Raw genomic sequence first — 16,446 nt, 5'->3', positions numbered from 1 at the left:
ATGCATTTTGCCTCGCTTAAACAATTTCATGATTATGATTCTATTATTTGGGAAATAATTACTGAACAGTTTTTATTATTGACAATCCGACATTTTTTAATGTATTAGATTCAGTTTAGCTATGGATCCAATAGGCTGAATTTTCATCCGGGATTGTCCATTACTTTTGTTTTTCTGCCATAGTTTTTTCCTCGTATAAAATAAAAAAGTGCCCACAGCACTCTCATGCTGTGAGCCCTAAAAAATCTCTTAGTCCTCATCCCTTATTTTATCAAGCGCCTCAGATATAATCTTTTCATCATGTCTGAAAATCAGGTAGGTTCCAAACCAGGATCCGATGTAGATAATCACATAAATTATTGAGGTAACGATAAAGCCGAAGATTCCGTGATACCAGTAGCAGATACGCCCGAACGACATGATAACCGCGTAGAGCAGAATAAAATGCGCCACCGTTTTCAGTTTAAATTTCAAATCCGCATTTTCATTCTTGTCGCTGTCGTTGTCGCCATAATAAAACATCACGGTTACGAGACTGCACATAAAGCTGGCAACCACAATGGATCCAGGAATATACCAGTCAAAATGATAATCAAGCGGTCTCATTACCAGAAGGCCGTAGATACCGACATAGCACAGTACCATGAAGCTTACCATCATAGTCTGTTCAATTATAGTTTTCACCTTTTTCATATCATAACCCCAATCTGTTCTTCATCTCTTTGACGTAGCTTCTGGTGATAATGACGGGCTCACCGTTTAGCAGTGTTGCGCGCATCCTCGCATTGGATTCAGCCTTCACACTTTTGATCTTCCTGATATTGCAGATCATGGATTTGGAGCACCTGAAAAATCTGTAATCCAACTGTCCCTCCACCTCATATAGTCTGCTCTTTATCTCAAGACAGTCGTCCTTTGTGTAGGCAAAGCACTTGTCATCAACCGTTTCAAAATAGTAAATCTTCGAAATGGCACAGGGTACACTTTCGCCGTCCTTGTACCCCAGAATCATCTGCTCTCCGTTTTCAAGAAGTCCTATCACGGTATCTATGGAAGATGTGCGCTCGTGAGCATTGATCACCGCGTATTCAGTTTCCCCTTGCGGAATCTTATTAAAAGTAACCCTCAAAACTTTTCCCCTTTATCTCTTGTTGTAAACCTTGGGATATATGAGCCTTATGGCTGCAATGAATATAACTGTTACTATTATTATATATATGCACGACTGATTCAATGAAAAGGTTTTTCCGAAAGTGCATTGATTAAAAGAAAAGACTTCGCGCATGGCATCCATGAATGCACCGTTATCTACTCCACCTATGCTCTCATCCATGTGACGAAGCACGCCTCCGGTCAAATAATTTCTGATAAGAATTGAGATGCCTGTAGCAGGTACGAGGTTACATACATTCTGGATAGTTTTGTTAAACTCCGAAAGCGGAATATACGCGCCGATCACAAACCCCGATACCGCAGACAGAATTCCCATGAAGGCGCTGCAGGTTCCCATGTTTCTGAAGAACATCATAAACAGCATGAAAATTGCCGTTGAAGAAACCGTTCCGAGGAAAATAACTCCCACGAGTTTAACGATGTCGGATGCCACAAGATACATGGAGCCGTTTACCGCAAGGATTCCTATTCCGCACGCCAACACTATCATTGTCTGTAAAAAAGCGGCCGTCACTGCTGCAAGAAAATAAGAAAGGATGATCTCCCACCTTTTAACGGGAGTTGAAATCATATCGAGGTCAACCTTATCCTCTCTGTCCTTAACGATGATCTCCAGTGCGTTATAAGGAATTGTAAGAAGCGCGGTGCTTATTATTCCCGTGAGCAGAAGTCCGTTTACAAACTGGTCCACATCCGCTGCACTTATGAAATTCGAAAGCCCTGCCGCAGCTCCTTCAAGTGATGAAACAAAAGTGTTTTTAAGAAAAAGCAGATAAAGCGCAAGTATGATAATAGGTGTCAGCATCGAGAAAAATATCGCTCCTTTATCATTAAAAAATACCATCATATTTCTCTTTGTAAGTCCTAAAAGTCCTCTGAGTTTAGCCATTGCACTCCACCATTTCCTTTCCTGTAAGTGTTAAAAATACGTCGTCCATTGTTCCCTTGATAACTTCAAAATCCTTGATATAATCTTTGTTTCTCCAGACAAATTCGGATATTCCCTCATCCATCGCTATGTTGTAATGATCCGCTTCGTAGCGATATTTCTGCACATTAGGATTCTCCAGGATTCTCTTGTTCTCCTCAGATTCCTCAGCGTACCAGATGAGCTTTTTGCCCGTGTACCTGCTCTTAAGTTCAGCAGGTGTCCCCTCGGCAATGATGTTTCCCTTATCCATGATCACCACGTTGTCAGCTTCCGCCGTCTCCTCCATGTAATGAGTTGTGAGGAAAATTGTTAGATTCTCATGCTTTCTTAAGTGATTGATGTAGTCCCAAACCATCTTGCGTGACATCGGATCAAGTCCAGTGGTGGGCTCATCCAAGAACAAGATGTTAGGCTTGTGGATGAGAGATCTTACTATATCAACTCGTCTTCTCTGTCCGCCTGAGAGTCTTTCATATTTTCTGTTCCAGATTTCTTCCAGATTAAATTCTTCCCAGAAATCCTTGAGCCTCTCCATTATCTCGCTCTTGGTGTAGCCGTAGTAGGCTCCCCTAGTCATAAGATTCTGCTTTACCGTGAGCTTATCATCGAGAACCGAATTCTGAAAAACGATTCCGATTTCTTTTCTGATAAGATCATCCTCTTTTCCAAGTTCATGTCCCATGAGGATCGCCTGTCCTGAAGTTCTCGGAAGAATTGTACTTAGCATGTTTATCGTTGTGGATTTTCCGGCGCCGTTCTCTCCGAGGAAGGCGAACAGCTCACCCTGTTTTACCGAAAAAGAAATATTATTTACAGCTGTCATAGCTCCGTACTTTTTCTGCAGTCCTTTTACTTCAATTGCATTTTGCATACCGTACCCCTTTCGTCAAAGCTTTTATATTTTTTCTTTCAAATTTATTTCTGTGTTCTTTCTGAAAACGATATTAACGCATTTTTGACAGAAAAAAAGTGCAACTGCGGTGAGTTGCACTTTTCATTAGGTGAAATACATTTTTTCCTTTTTGCAACAACATTGCTCACTAAAGCTTTTAAATTACTTCCTTCCCATCCACCTTAAGCATTCGATAGCCTATTCCGACATGTGTCTGAATATAAGCAGAAGAATCATTTTTATCCTCAAGCTTTTTTCGGAGAGTGGCCATAAACACACGAAGCGATGCTACATTACTGTCCCAGGCACTACCCCATATTTTTTGTGTTATATATTTGTGCGTAAGAACTTTTCCGGTGTTCTTTGCAAGAAGACAGAGAAGTTTATACTCAATAGGAGTAAGCTTCAGTTCTTCTCCGTTTTTATAAGCGCAGCCTGCCGCCAGATCAATTTTCAGTTTTCCGTTTTCATAGACAGAGCTCTCGGAAGCATCATTATCCGGCTGTAGCATGGCTATTCTTCTTTGCATTACACGAAGTCTTGCCAGAAGCTCCTCCACAGAAAAAGGCTTTGTGAGATAATCATCTGCGCCAGCATCAAGAGCTTCTATTTTATCTTCGTCCTCACTCCTTGCGCTGATCACTATAATTGGCATATTTGACCATTCACGAATTCGTTTTATCACCTCAACCCCATCAAAATCCGGAAGTCCCAAGTCAAGAAAAACAACGTCAGGATTATGTGTTGAGGCTTGAAGAATTGCTTCTTCTGCGTCCTTCGCCAACAAGTATTTATACTCATGGGTTTTTAAAGTTGTAGCTATTAGGTTTCTGATCGGAGGATCATCCTCCACAACCAGAATCTGAAATTTATTCATTTATACACACATCTTTCTTTTTCAGATAAAAAGTTATAATACACCCCGAAGGATAGTTATCCCTGATTTCAATAGTTCCTCCATGAGCCTCCACTATTGATCTGCACAAGGCAAGTCCAAGACCCATACTTCTCTTACCATCCGCAACAGTGTTATGCCCGGTATAAAACATGTCATAGGCATGCTCCTTCATATTATCATCCATACCGGGACCATTATCTATAACATTCACATAAACAAGATCGTCCTTGACTCCATATGAAATATCTATCTCGGAGTCTTTCTGGGTATACTTTATTGCATTGTTTACGAGATTAATTATAACCTGCGTAATTAGTTTTGCATCCATTTCCGCAACGACAAGATCCTCAGCGCGACTTATCTTTATCTCATGATCTACCCTGTTCCTGTCAATGTGTTTAATAGCCTCATCAACAATATCATCAAGAACTTCCAGTGATTTATTCAGCTGCATCTCGCCATTTTCTATCCTTGTTACGGATAAAAGATTCTCAACCAGCTGTATAAGCCACTCGGAGTCATCATAGATGTCAGAAAAAATCTGTTCTCTGGTCTCATCATCAAGGTACTTATAATGGCTACAGAGATTACTTGCATTTCCGGATATTGATGTCAGCGGAGTCCGTAGATCATGCGATATTGTCCTTAATATATTTGCCCGCAGCTTTTCATTCTGCGCCATTAGTGCTGCTTCTTCCTTAGCTTTCTCGTTGTTGAGGTTTTCCAAAGCAAGTGAGCATTCGCCAAGTATAGATAGAAGAATACTGTATTCAAACGAACTCAGGACCTTTTTCCCGACACGTATTCCCATTATTCCATAAACAGTTCCATTTATTCTGATAGCAAGATACAGGCATTTTGCGCTATTGAAAACCTTGGTCGTAGCCCCGGCTCTTTTCTTATTTGCAAGAACCCATTTTATAACCTCGTCTTCATCATGATTCCGGAAAGGTGTCCCATTACCGTCACCATCGCTAAGATAAATGTACCCCTCCCCAAGTTCGTCGTTTTCCACAGGATATATGATTACGTCCTTATCAAGAAGCAGAATCACCTGATTTGCCATAACATTTAAAATATCATCAGCAGTTCTCCTTTTTTGAAGAAGTTGGTTAGTATCAAATAGCACTTTGGTATGAAAAGCAGACTGTGCAGATTCTCTGGCCACATCCTTTAATCTGTAAGCAAGCGATCCGGTCAACAAAGCAGCTACCAGCATAATTACGAAAGTGACAAAATATCCGGGTTCAAATACATGGAAAGTAAGCCTTGGTTCAGTGAAAAAGAAATTAAACAAAAGGACACTACAGAATGAACTGATCAGACTGCAAAAATGGCTCCTCGTAAGGATGGCACTGAGCAGAGCCCCAAAGATGTATACCGTTATAATATTGGATTCGGTGAACCCAAGCCTGCGGAAGCATATTCCCACCAGGGTCATTCCTACCAAAAGAGCAGTTGTGATCAGAAAATCTTTTCCCGTAGGAGCAATATGTTCTGCAAACCTGCTGCTTTGCTCAATTTTACTGTTAGTCTTTGAATCGGGAATAATATATATATCGATACCCGGAGCAATTGAAATAAGCTGCTCCGTGACAGTCTGTCTCTCCCAAAAATGGTATCTCTTGGTATTGCTTCGTCCTATAACAATTTTAGTAACTCCCGAAACCCTGGCAAACTCAGCAATTGCAAAGGGTATACTCTCTGCAATTACTGTGGTTATCGTCGCACCTATATCCTCAGCATGCCTTATATTATTTTGAAGTCGGACGGAATCCTCATCAGGCAGATTATCCTCCTGTGTTTTGGAGACATAAAGTGCCGTAAAATTTGCATGAAATGCTTTTGCCAGTTTTGATGCCTCATCAATGATTTTTCTGTTTGTTGGTGAAGGTGATAGGCAGACAAGTACATGCTCAGTAGGGATTGTGCCTTCGGTTCTTGTTTCGTAAGTCATGAACTATCCCTTTCTTTTTTCGTTCACCCTTAGACCCTTCAATACCCCAAATATAGGAAAAAACCTTATTTGTAATATAAAAGGCCCCGAGGAAAAATGGAATCATTGCCAAAAAAGCTATAACATCTATCATAATTATAACCCTCCGCTCAGATGTGAAAACATCTTTGTATCGCTTTATGTTCTCCCAGTACCAGTAAAGTCTGTCCCTCCTTAATTACATCATCAGGCGAAATAGTCAGATTCATGTCACCATTCTCTTTGATAGCCATAATATTTATTCCGAATTTTTGTCTGATGTTTATTTCTTTTATACTTTTCCCTATCCAGTCTCTTGGAAGTTTCACTTCAAAGATAGCGTGATTATCGTCCAGTTTGACATAATCCAGAATATGATTTGATGTGTACCTTATGGCAGTCCACTTAGCTATCTCCTTTTCCGGATTAACCACTTCATCCGCTCCGTTCCTTAGCAGGAACTTTGCCTGAACCTCCCTGTTTGCTCTTGAAACAACTTTTTTCCCTCCAAGCTCCTTTAAGAGTGAAGTTGTCTCAAGTGAACTCTGAAAATCATTTCCTATAGTTTCGATACACACATCAAAATTATTTATTCCTATAGACCGTAGAAAGTTCTCATTTGTACTATCTCCTATAAGAGCATTTGTAACGTAAGGAAGAACCTCGTTAATTCGCTCTTCATCCTTATCAATTGCCATGACCTGATGTCCAAGCTCATGAACCTGTTTGGCAATAAGCATTCCGAAATTGCCTACCCCGATTATTAGTATAGATTTCATTTCTTACTCCTTATCCCGCCATTATGTTCTCAGTAGGATATCTGAGAATACTCTTATCCTTGTGTGAAAAAGCGGCAAATACAATGGTCAAACCCCCGACTCTCCCAAAAAACATAAGTGACATCAGCAAAATGTGCGAAAAAAACGAGAGTGACGGTGTAACCCCAAGTGTGAGGCCTACTGTTCCGATAGCTGAAAAAGCCTCAAACATGCAGGTTTCCATAGGAAGATTTTCTGTCATGCTAATAATTGTTGCAGCACCGATTGAAAAGGTCACATACATAAAAAGAATAGTAGATGCACTTTTTACAATGCAGTCCTCAATTCTTCTGCCAAAAATGTTTGCATTTGGTTTACTTCCAAATACAGCAATGGCATTGGCATAAAGAATAGCCACCGTAGTTGTTTTCATGCCTCCGGCAGTTGATCCCGGGGCTCCTCCGATCAACATGAGAATCATTGTTATCCCCTGCCCCACATCTGTCATTTTAGTAAGATCAGCTGTGTTAAATCCGGCTGTTCTGGGCGTTATTGCCTGAAAAACAGACATATATATGCGCTCATCCATAGGAGCACTTGAAAATTCCGTAAAGAAGAAAATGATAGATGGAATGATTATAAGGATCGCGGTAGTCACTATAACCACCTTTGTCTGCATTCTGTATTCATTAAAAGCATTTTTTTTGGATATAACATCCTTCCAAGTAACAAAGCCGATACCACCTATTACTATCAGCATTGAAATAACTAAACTAAGATATCCGTTAGCGGAAAAAGATGTCAAAGAACTAAATTCGCCCGTTTTATTTCCCATCAGATCGAAGCCTGCGTTACAAAAGGCAGAAACTGCATGAAACAACGACATCCATATTCCTTTTATGCCATACACAGGCACAAATACTGGAAGCAGAAGAACTGTTCCTGCCATTTCAATCAGGAAAGATATCTTAAAAATAAACCTGGTAAGCTTTACAATTCCACCTACCTGCGGAGCAGAGATTGCATTCTGCATAGTTTGTCTCTGCATAAGACTGATTTTTCTTCCTGCAAGCATCACCATCAAAGATGCAACTGTAATAACCCCCAGCCCTCCGATCTGAATAAGAATCAATATCACAAGCTGCCCAAAAAACGACCAATAGGTGGCTGTATCAACTACAACAAGTCCCGTTACACAAACTGCTGATACGGATGTAAAAAGAGCCTTATCAAAAGGTGTAAGCACTCCAATTCTTGAAGCGATCGGCAGCATAAGCATAAAGGCACCCAGCAAAATAACGCCGGCAAATCCTATAATAATAATCTGAAAGGAAGTAAGTCTCTCCTTTACACTTTTTATTAATGTCATATATAAACTCCTGTTGACCTCTGTTTTTTACATAAAATTTCTGTGAGGTCTTATTACTTATCTAGATATTAACTCCGAATCAAATAAGACTATATTAAACATTGCTCTCTCGTATTAAGATTGTATAAAGATATCAGGGAGTGTTAAGGTTACGTTAAGATTCACTTCAATTTGCAGAAATAGAAGTGGTTTAATATGATATTTTAAAAACAAAAAGTGGGTTAGAGGGAGTTATTATGGCGGATAAAAAGTACAAAGTGCTGGTCGTTGATGACGAGCCGCAGATCGCAGGTCTTCTCAAGGTCTGCCTTGAAATGCACGGAATGACTGTAAAGGAAGAATATGATGGCAGCAAAGCTTTTGATTTATTTAAATCAGAACAGTTTGACCTTGTTATCACAGATATAATGATGCCCGTTATGGACGGCTATGAACTGGTTGAGAAGATCAGAAAAGAAAGCAACGTGCCGGTTCTGTTCCTCACCGCCAAGGGCGATGTTCTTGACAGAATAAAGGGCCTTAATCTTGGAGCGGATGATTATATCGTAAAGCCCTTCGATCCCATGGAGGTTGCTGCAAGAGTGCTGTCTACGCTCAGAAGATGCTACGGCTACGATCGTCAGGAGGAAGGAAAAGAGCTTATTTGCGGATCTCTGAGACTGAATCCCGGTCTGAAACGCCTTTATAAAAATGATGAATCCGTGGAGCTTACAGCTCTTGAATACAGGATGACCGAATTTTTCATGAGTAATATCGGGCAGGTTCTCACCAAGGATCAGATATATGAGGCAGCATGGGACAGTGATAAGTTCCCGGATGATAACAGCATCATGGTCGCCATAAGTAAACTTAGAGCTAAGATCTCTGACGGGGAAAATGATTATATTCACACCATCAGAGGACTTGGATATCGGATGGAAGAAAAATGAGACTGAAATACAAAAGAAAGCTGCAAACATTTCTGATACTTATTCTGGCTTACGTTTTTTTACTTATATTATTTCTGGATAAGATCAAGGATTTCGTGACAGGGGTCATAAACAATATATACGATAACCAGGGAGTTCCTAATGATCTGAGTACTCAGATCACTCTAGCCAGTATGATTGTGACCTATCTTCTCTTCTGGTTTCTCTCCAATATTCTGGAGAAAAACATTTCGGATCCCGCCAGAAAAATTGCGGACAACATGAATCTGGTAAGTTCAGGGAATCTCGATGTTCAGATGGAAGTAAAGGACAGTTTTGAATTCGCGGAGATGGAAGAAGCCTTCAATCACATGGTTTTGAAATTAAAAGAGGCTCAGAACATCAGAGAGCAAAACGAGGAACAAAACAGGCAGTTATATGCAGGTATCGCTCACGATCTGAAGACTCCCATGACTATGGTAATGGGCTATGCCAGGCTTCTCAAGGAAAAGGATATTCCAGAGGATGAGAGGAACCATTATCTGACTATCATCGAGCAGCAGATAAAGGCAGCCAATGTCCAATTGGAGGACATGCTTGAGTACGCAAAATACGGAAGTACCGACTATAAGATTTTTCCCGAAGAAGGCAATATCTCAGGGCTCCTTCGCGGGATTCTTGCAGATATGTTCTACAGATTTGAAGACAGAAAAATCATTCTTGAACCCGATATACCAGACAAAGTTATCTGCAGCTATGACACAGAACAGATGAAACGTATCTTTACAAATCTGATAAATAACGCCATCAGACACAACCCTGAGAATACTACCCTTAAGATATCGGTAAAGGAAGAAAACGATGTTGTTATCAGCTTTTCAGATAATGGCCCGTTTCTGCAGGATGACTTAAAGGACCATATCTTTGAACCCTACAAGAAGGGGAAAAGCGGTGGCAGCGGACTTGGATTGTCAGTAGCAAAAAGAATTGCCGAGCTTCATGGTGGAAGCCTTGAATATATTGAAAACACGGATGATGGCTACAAAAGCTTTGTAGTAACTTTACCCTTGAAAAAGGATTTAGAGAGGTAAAAGAATTATGGAAACAAAAAAGGAAAACAAGGTAAAAACAGTATTTGGAGCAGTAGGTATAGCGCTCCTTTACCTGTTGATTCAATTGGTGGTATCAATAATTGCCAGTATAATTATCTCCGTTTCTGTCCCACGTGAGAGTATGGATAATGAAGCCCTGACTGCTTTTGTGATGTCATATCAGCCAATAATGGTATTTGTTTCCAATCTGATAGGTACAATTCTTTTTGGAATTTGGTACTATCTGGGATATGTAAAAAAAGATCAACTTGCCGGAACTTATGTGCCTTGCCTTGATAAAATCTGCAATATCAATGCCATAGGTTTTATTGTTTTTTCAGCGCTTACAATCGGTCTTTTTGACAGACATGTTGCTGATCTGGTAATGATGCTTTCTCCCGAAAGCGGTGAATATTTCCACCGTATAATGGCAGGTGTTTCTGACCCAACCCCCATAAATCTGATTTCAATGATTTTATTATCCTCTATGGGAACTGCGTTTGCCTTCCCGGGCATTATGATGCAGAATTTAAAGAAAACTTTTGGAATAGCCGGATGCATAATCATACCTTCCATACTGCTTGCAATTATAATGCTCAACCCTGTGCAATCGATATATGGAATTCCCTTTAGCCTTGTTATGATGTTTGTTTCCTACAAATTCAGTTCTGCAATCCCCGGTATGATGATAGGTATTATAAACAATGCAGGCGCGGTAATACTGAATGAAATCCTAAAAAAGGAGCTTCCTCCTGCTATAAGTGCATGCTTTGTTGTAATATTCCTTGGGCTTTCAATTTTCTTTTACAGAAGATTGCCTTTTTCACATAAGGATGAGTCAGATATTCCTTCTCAAAGCGAATAGAATTATCTGATAAATAAACAAATAATGTAAAAATAAGGTTACGTTAAGATTTACTTCAATCTGAGGAAATGATTCCGAATTATCATGTTTTCATCGGGCAAGGGAACGACAGAAAACGCGATACGGAATCGCCCGTACGATTGAAGTTTTTTTATGTATTTTATTAAACAATAATTTTATGTGAAAAAAGGAGAAAGAGTATGAAAACAACAAAAGGAAGTAAAGCAAAAGCAATATTGGCAGCAATCGGAATTATGCTGCTCTTTATAGGAATCCAGGCAATCATAGGTGCTGTCGGAACTGTTGGAGCATCTGCATTACATTATGCACAGACCGGCGAAGCCTTTGCAACTAATGAAGAATACATGGAATACATTTCCGGAATCTTAACAGTATTACAGTTCGTTGGTGAGATTGCATGCATCGTAATATTCGGTCTCTGGTACTATCTCGGATCCGTTAAGAAAGATCAGAAGCTTGGAACCTATGAATCAGGTCTTAAAAAGATCTCAAATGTAAATGCTATCGCATTTCTTGTATGCATCTCACTTGGTTTCTATACATTTGATTTAATCATTTCCAAAATTACTACAGTTCTTATTCCCGGAAGTTCTGAGTTATTCAGTCAGCTGATGGGGCTTGTAACAGGCGGAAATCAAATTGTAGCAGTACTCACAGTCGCACTGTTTGCACCTATCGCTGAGGAATTGGCCTTTAGAGGAGTAATGCTCAAGAGTTCTAAAAAGGCCTTTGCAATTGTAGGATGTGTCATCCTCTCTGCGCTTATGTTCGCTATCATGCACATGAATCCCATGCAGAGCTTATATGCACTTCCCATTGGCCTTGCACTTGCTTTCGTTGCTTATAAGTTTAATTCAGTAATTCCTGCAATTATTATTCACATTATCAACAATACTGCTGCTGTTGCAATCCCTTCAGTTCTCGGAAGACCTCTCAGCATGGTTGAAGCTGTAGTTGTTTGTGCAATATTTATGGCACTTACTGTTTTCACTTACAAGAAGCTTTCCGTAAAGGATGAGCAGGTTGAAGCTACAGAGCTTTCTGCATAATAATATTGAGGCCGCTGCGTTTTGCAGCGGCCTTAAAACATGTCTATCACATATCTATACAATAAATTCTACATGATCTACTATTTTTGTTGTTTGGGGATGCATTGTATTGCAACAAATTCTTGGGAATCTTTTTATTTTATTGTACGTAGAATTAATCCTTGCAACAAATCCTGTGAATTCTGCTATATTCGTTGTCTTCTGAAATTATCCTCACAACAAATCAGCTAACTTTTTGCACTTTTATTGTTTACCTAAAATTCCCAGACAACAAAACAGACATTTTATCATTCTTTTGTTGTTCAACAAAAAATCCCAAACAACAAATCTTCTCCTATAAGTGCCTTAAACAACTATCTCTATAAATACCTTAAACAATTATCTCTACAAGTGCATCCTTCATCTTTTCAGAGATATCAATATTTCTTATCTCTTCCTCGAATCTGAGGCCACCCTGCAAGAAACTGTCGTAAATTCGCTGTTTCATGTCATAGCTGAACTTGCATCTCTTAAGAAGCTTAAACACTTCTTTTTCTCTGGCGTTGGAGCTTAACGCAACATTTTTCAGAACAAGCTTTGTGCCCTCTTTGGCAGCGACTTTTCCGAGAGAAACAATCGCCTGCTTTTTATCTTCATCATAGTCCAAAGTCTGCTGAGCATCAGTTCCGTTATTCTCTTCAGAGCTTTCAAGCGTTGCGCTATTCCCTTCAGAGCCTTCAAGTGTTACGCCATTTTCTCCAGAATCTTCAAGCATTACGCCATCCTCTACCCCGCAGAGCACAAGCGTAAATTCTCTCTGCTCGGTAAGGAGACTTGTCATCCCTTCAGCTCCGCTGATTTCGACGCAGAGCTCTCTCTTTTCATGGTCATAGGTCTGAGTTATCTTTGTGAAAACTCCCTCATCCTTCATGTATCCGTTAGTGAGTCCGTCGTCTTCAAAAAGTGTGTAACTTCCGTCTGCGCCGACGCCGAGGTAAATTCTAAGCTTTTCGGGAAGCTTATTTACGTCCGAAGTGATCTCATCCGCCATCGGAACAATACCGCCGGCTTTAACAAGCACAGGAATCTGCTCGATAGGTCTGTAGAGCTTTCTTAGCTTGTCACCCTCGTAGACATTGCCATTAAAAATATCTATCCATCTACCCTCAGGGATAAAAGCAAGTACCTCACCCATCTGAAGCTCGTCATCAAGCGGGCTCGTAATGGGATAAACTGCCAGTTCACTTCCAAAGTAGTAACCGTTTCTGGAACGATACGCCTTTTCGTTTTCGGGGCTTCCGTAGTAAAGTGGCTGCATCAGCGGTTCGTCATTTTTATATGCGTTGTAGTTCGCCGTATAGAGATACGGAATCATCCTGTGCCTTAGTCTCATGAAGTCCCCGACTACGCTCCTCATGGGCTGAGGAAGGTTCCAGGGCTCCTTGAAGAAGAACGGATTGCAGGAGCTGTGAAGTCTCATTATTGGTGAAAAGACTCCGAACTGAATCCATCTGCAGGTCCTTTCCGTGTCCTCCTCGCCGTGCATGTGTCCGCCTATATCATGACTCCACCAGCCATAGCCCACATTTGAAGCAGTCGATGTAAAAAACGGCTGAATATCAAGGCTGACCCAGGTTGCGCAGGTATCTCCCGAGAATCCAATAGGATATCTGTGGCTTCCTATTCCCGCAAAACGAGAGAAGATCATAGCTCTTTTATCTCTGCGGAGCTGATCAAGGAAGTGGTAGTGATTGAGAATCCACAAAGGATCCACACTTCCCGACTTAGCCTTGGTCCCCTGCTGCCAGTCAATCCACCAGAAGTCTACGCCGTCCTCTTCATAGGGCTGCATAACATCCTCAAAATAGGCGTCCACGAAGTCCTTGTTCATAAGATCGAACTCCACCGGTTTTTCTGATTCCGGATCAATGCCCATGCGGTTTGCAACCTTCTCGTACATCGACTCGAAAGCTCTTATACCGTCTGCGGGATGTAAGTTCAAGGTAACAGCTTTTCCTCTTCTGTGAAGTTCTGACAGGAATCTCCTGTAATCCGGGAAGTATTCCTTGTTCCAGGTATAGCCCGTCCAGCCTGTTCCGTACTTAGGATCAATCTCGGTGAGATGCCAGTCCATGTCGATTACGGCCACTGTGATCGGAACATTCTCCTCATCGAACTTATCCATTAGAGTAAGATAACTCTCCTCCGTGTACTTCTCATACTTGCTCCACCAGTTTCCAAGCGCATATCTGGGGATCATGGGCGCCGTTCCGCAAAGGTGATAGAAGTCCTTCAGAGCTTCCTTGAATCTCGTGCCGTAGCCCCAGAAGTAGACATCCTTCTCCGGATGCTCTCTATCGAAAATGTCCTCGCCGGACAGCTCGCAGCTTTCGCCATCATCGAACCAGGCGTAGCCTTCACGTGAAAACAGGCCCTTTTCATACAGAACCACTCCGTTGGTTTCATCCAACGTTCTCACGGTCCCGAAGAGATTTCTGCCGTTCTCTCCGTAGTTCCAGATGACGTTATTTACTTCAGAATTATTCTCCTGATTGCTGTCATCACCATTTTTTTCAGGGATATCAGAGCCGGATTTCATCGTTCCAAGGAGCTCTATCTGTAAACCTCTAGGTGTGAAATCCTTTTTGTCGTAGGTGACTTTCAGTTTCTTAGTCGTGAAAATCAGCTTCTCTTCGCTATCTTCGAGGACTTCGAATTCTGCCTTCGGGAAGTCTCTGTTAAGTACAACCTGCGTTGCGTTGTCTGTAAAATGTCCGTCTTTTTCATACTCAAGACGGAGCAAGCTATCCGTCAAAATGCTAATGCGATAGCTTGCTCCAAGAAGTATGTTTTCGGTCGGACAAAGTGGGTTAAAATTAAATGTTTTCATACTTGTCCTTCTTGCTTTTTATTTGTTTGCGTTATATGTGTTATAGGCGTCCTTCTGAATCTGAATGAAGTCGTTATAGCCCATGGTCTCAAGGGTCTTGATGTAACTATCCCACTGCTCTTCAATTCCGCCTTCTGTTACCCAGGTTGCCTGGTTGGATGTAACATAAGAATCAAGGTCTGTGAAAAGAGTTGCAAGTGTGGTGAGCTGGTCATTTGTGTAGCTTACGTTAGGGAATGCTTCCTTAGCATATTTTCCGAGTTCCTTATCAAGTGCAAGCTTACTTGCATCACCGTTTTCTGCCGCGTAGGAAACCTTATCGTTGAAACCGTCTGCTACATACTTGGGACCGAAGTCGCGAAGTGACTGAATCCATGCGAAGGTGTCTGCAGAGTTTCCGTCCTGAGGCTCAAGAACAGTGTATGTTCCATCGGCGTCATTCTTCTCAACACCAACTCCGAAGGAGCCATAGAAGTTCTGGATTGAAGCGTCCTCTGTGTAGAACTTATCCACCCATGAAAGGAGTGCTCCGGGATTTTCACAGGATGATGTTACAACAAACTCGTATCTGCTGTAGTTCCAGTGCTCGGGATCAGCAGAGATGTAGCTTTCACCTGAAGGTCCCTTAAGAGCGGGAAGTGCAACATACTGGTCGGAATTTGCTCCGAAGGTAGAGTCAGCTGTCCAGCCGGGAGCTGCGCCTACGATGGGTGTCTCATTCATGAGCTTCGCGTCACGCATGGAAGAATCCTCAGTGAAAAGCTCGGGGTCAATGAGCCCTTTTTCAAAGCAGCTGTGCATCCACTCGATGCCTTCCTTGTAGCCTTCTGTCACAGGAAGATATACAGGCTCGCCGTCCTGAATTGCCATCATGTATGTGCCGTCTGCTCCGATTGTTGTACCGAAGGGAAGGCAGAAGAACATTACCGAATCAGCATAACCCTGACCGAAAGGAATCTCATCGTTAGGGTCACCGTTGCCGTTGGCATCCTGCTCCTTGAATGCTGTAAGAACCTTTTCAAACTCCTCATAGGTTGTGGGAACCTCGAGTCCAAGGTTATCAAGCCACTTCTTATTTATAAACATCTGGTTTGCGACAGTAGGTCTGCAGGGCTTCTTGGAAGGAAGTCCGTAGATATGTCCGTCTGCTGAAGTTGCAAGAGCTTTCATGGTAGGATCACTCTCGATGATGCTCTTGAAGTTAGGCATATACTCATCGATATAGTCGTCAAGTGCGATGAAGGATCCTGTATTTGTCAGGACATCAGACTCTGAAAAGCAGATGGATCCCATAAACGCATCCGGAAGGTCGCCGCCTGCAAGAAGTACAGCCTTCTTATCAGCCCAGTCAGAATTGAGGATTGTATCCCAGGTTATGGAAATTCCTGCCTCTTTGGCAGCCTCATCCGGAAAACCTGTATGGTAGTCCTCTCCCCAGTCTGCCCATCTTACTGTAGCAACCTCATAAGAGCCGGCCTCTGCGCTCTTGGGTGTTTCAGTCTGTGCAATGTCTGCAGTGTCAGTTGCAGCCTTGCTTTGTCCGCATGCCGATACAAGTGCACTAAGTGCAAGAATACCTGCTGTCATCAATGCCGTCTTTTTCATATTTCTCTCCTTTTTTCCTTAAAAATATTTTATTACTTTGCT

The 16,446-nt window shown here is 41.6% G+C and carries 14 protein-coding genes; 4 read left to right on the top strand and 10 right to left on the bottom strand.

The window, feature by feature from the left end; genetic code table 11:
• Window positions 1-249: 249 nt before the first annotated feature.
• The 8 genes from G630_RS0105320 to G630_RS0105285 all read right to left on the bottom strand — a co-directional run bounded on the left by G630_RS0105320 (window position 250) and on the right by G630_RS0105285 (window position 7,996).
• On the bottom strand, window positions 250-693 hold the full coding sequence (locus tag G630_RS0105320; RefSeq protein WP_022762134.1) for a DUF3021 family protein: 444 nt from the start codon (window positions 691-693) through the stop codon (window positions 250-252).
• Window position 694: 1 nt separating this feature from the next.
• Window positions 695-1,129 carry a LytTR family DNA-binding domain-containing protein gene (locus tag G630_RS0105315; RefSeq protein WP_022762135.1) on the bottom strand — a complete coding sequence of 145 codons (435 nt, stop codon included), beginning with the start codon at window positions 1,127-1,129 and terminating at the stop codon, window positions 695-697.
• 12 nt (window positions 1,130-1,141) lie between these two features.
• Window positions 1,142-2,062: an ABC transporter permease gene (locus G630_RS0105310; RefSeq protein ID WP_026497982.1), complete on the bottom strand. Its 921-nt coding sequence runs from the start codon at window positions 2,060-2,062 to the stop codon at window positions 1,142-1,144.
• Complete coding sequence (locus G630_RS0105305; protein ID WP_026497981.1) at window positions 2,055-2,975, bottom strand: ABC transporter ATP-binding protein; 921 nt, start codon at window positions 2,973-2,975, stop codon at window positions 2,055-2,057. The genes G630_RS0105310 and G630_RS0105305 overlap by 8 nt, the downstream gene beginning before the upstream one ends.
• Before the next feature lie 178 nt (window positions 2,976-3,153).
• Complete coding sequence (locus G630_RS0105300; protein WP_022762138.1) at window positions 3,154-3,873, bottom strand: response regulator transcription factor; 720 nt, start codon at window positions 3,871-3,873, stop codon at window positions 3,154-3,156.
• On the bottom strand, window positions 3,866-5,851 hold the full coding sequence (locus tag G630_RS20825) for a DUF4118 domain-containing protein (protein ID WP_049946106.1): 1,986 nt from the start codon (window positions 5,849-5,851) through the stop codon (window positions 3,866-3,868). Before G630_RS20825 ends, G630_RS0105300 begins: the two co-directional genes overlap by 8 nt.
• 149 nt (window positions 5,852-6,000) lie before the next feature.
• On the bottom strand, window positions 6,001-6,648 hold the full coding sequence (locus tag G630_RS0105290) for a potassium channel family protein (protein ID WP_022762140.1): 648 nt from the start codon (window positions 6,646-6,648) through the stop codon (window positions 6,001-6,003).
• A 10-nt stretch (window positions 6,649-6,658) separates the two neighbouring features.
• Entirely contained in the window at window positions 6,659-7,996 is a 1,338-nt protein-coding gene (locus tag G630_RS0105285) for a TrkH family potassium uptake protein (RefSeq protein ID WP_026497980.1), read from the bottom strand.
• Window positions 7,997-8,232: 236 nt separating this feature from the next.
• On the opposite strand from G630_RS0105285, the gene G630_RS0105280 reads away from it, so the two are divergent.
• From G630_RS0105280 to G630_RS0105265, 4 genes are all read left to right on the top strand, one after another.
• Window positions 8,233-8,925, top strand: coding sequence for a response regulator transcription factor (locus tag G630_RS0105280; RefSeq protein ID WP_022762142.1), 693 nt, complete (start codon window positions 8,233-8,235; stop codon window positions 8,923-8,925).
• On the top strand, window positions 8,922-9,995 hold the full coding sequence (locus G630_RS0105275) for a HAMP domain-containing sensor histidine kinase (protein ID WP_026497979.1): 1,074 nt from the start codon (window positions 8,922-8,924) through the stop codon (window positions 9,993-9,995). Before G630_RS0105280 ends, G630_RS0105275 begins: the two co-directional genes overlap by 4 nt.
• A 7-nt stretch (window positions 9,996-10,002) precedes the next feature.
• Entirely contained in the window at window positions 10,003-10,860 is an 858-nt protein-coding gene (locus G630_RS0105270) for a hypothetical protein (RefSeq protein WP_022762144.1), read from the top strand.
• Window positions 10,861-11,060: 200 nt separating this feature from the next.
• Window positions 11,061-11,930, top strand: a complete 870-nt coding sequence (locus G630_RS0105265; RefSeq protein WP_026497978.1) for a CPBP family intramembrane glutamic endopeptidase — start codon at window positions 11,061-11,063, stop codon at window positions 11,928-11,930.
• Between the two features lie 370 nt (window positions 11,931-12,300).
• On the opposite strand, the gene G630_RS0105260 is transcribed toward G630_RS0105265, so the two are convergent.
• Together G630_RS0105260 and G630_RS0105255 are read right to left on the bottom strand one after the other, a co-directional pair.
• The gene (locus G630_RS0105260) at window positions 12,301-14,799 is read right to left on the bottom strand and encodes a glycoside hydrolase family 31 protein (RefSeq protein ID WP_026497977.1); all 2,499 of its coding nucleotides are present in this window, start codon (window positions 14,797-14,799) and stop codon (window positions 12,301-12,303) included.
• Between the two features lie 18 nt (window positions 14,800-14,817).
• A complete protein-coding gene (locus tag G630_RS0105255) occupies window positions 14,818-16,404 on the bottom strand; it encodes an extracellular solute-binding protein (RefSeq protein WP_022762147.1) in 1,587 nt (528 codons plus the stop codon).
• Window positions 16,405-16,446: the final 42 nt, after the last annotated feature.

The organism is Butyrivibrio sp. WCD2001, assembly GCF_000424485.1.
GTDB lineage: Bacteria > Bacillota > Clostridia > Lachnospirales > Lachnospiraceae > Butyrivibrio.
Note: the sequence above shows the minus strand (reverse complement) of the source record. Positions and strands in the feature narration are given on the sequence as shown.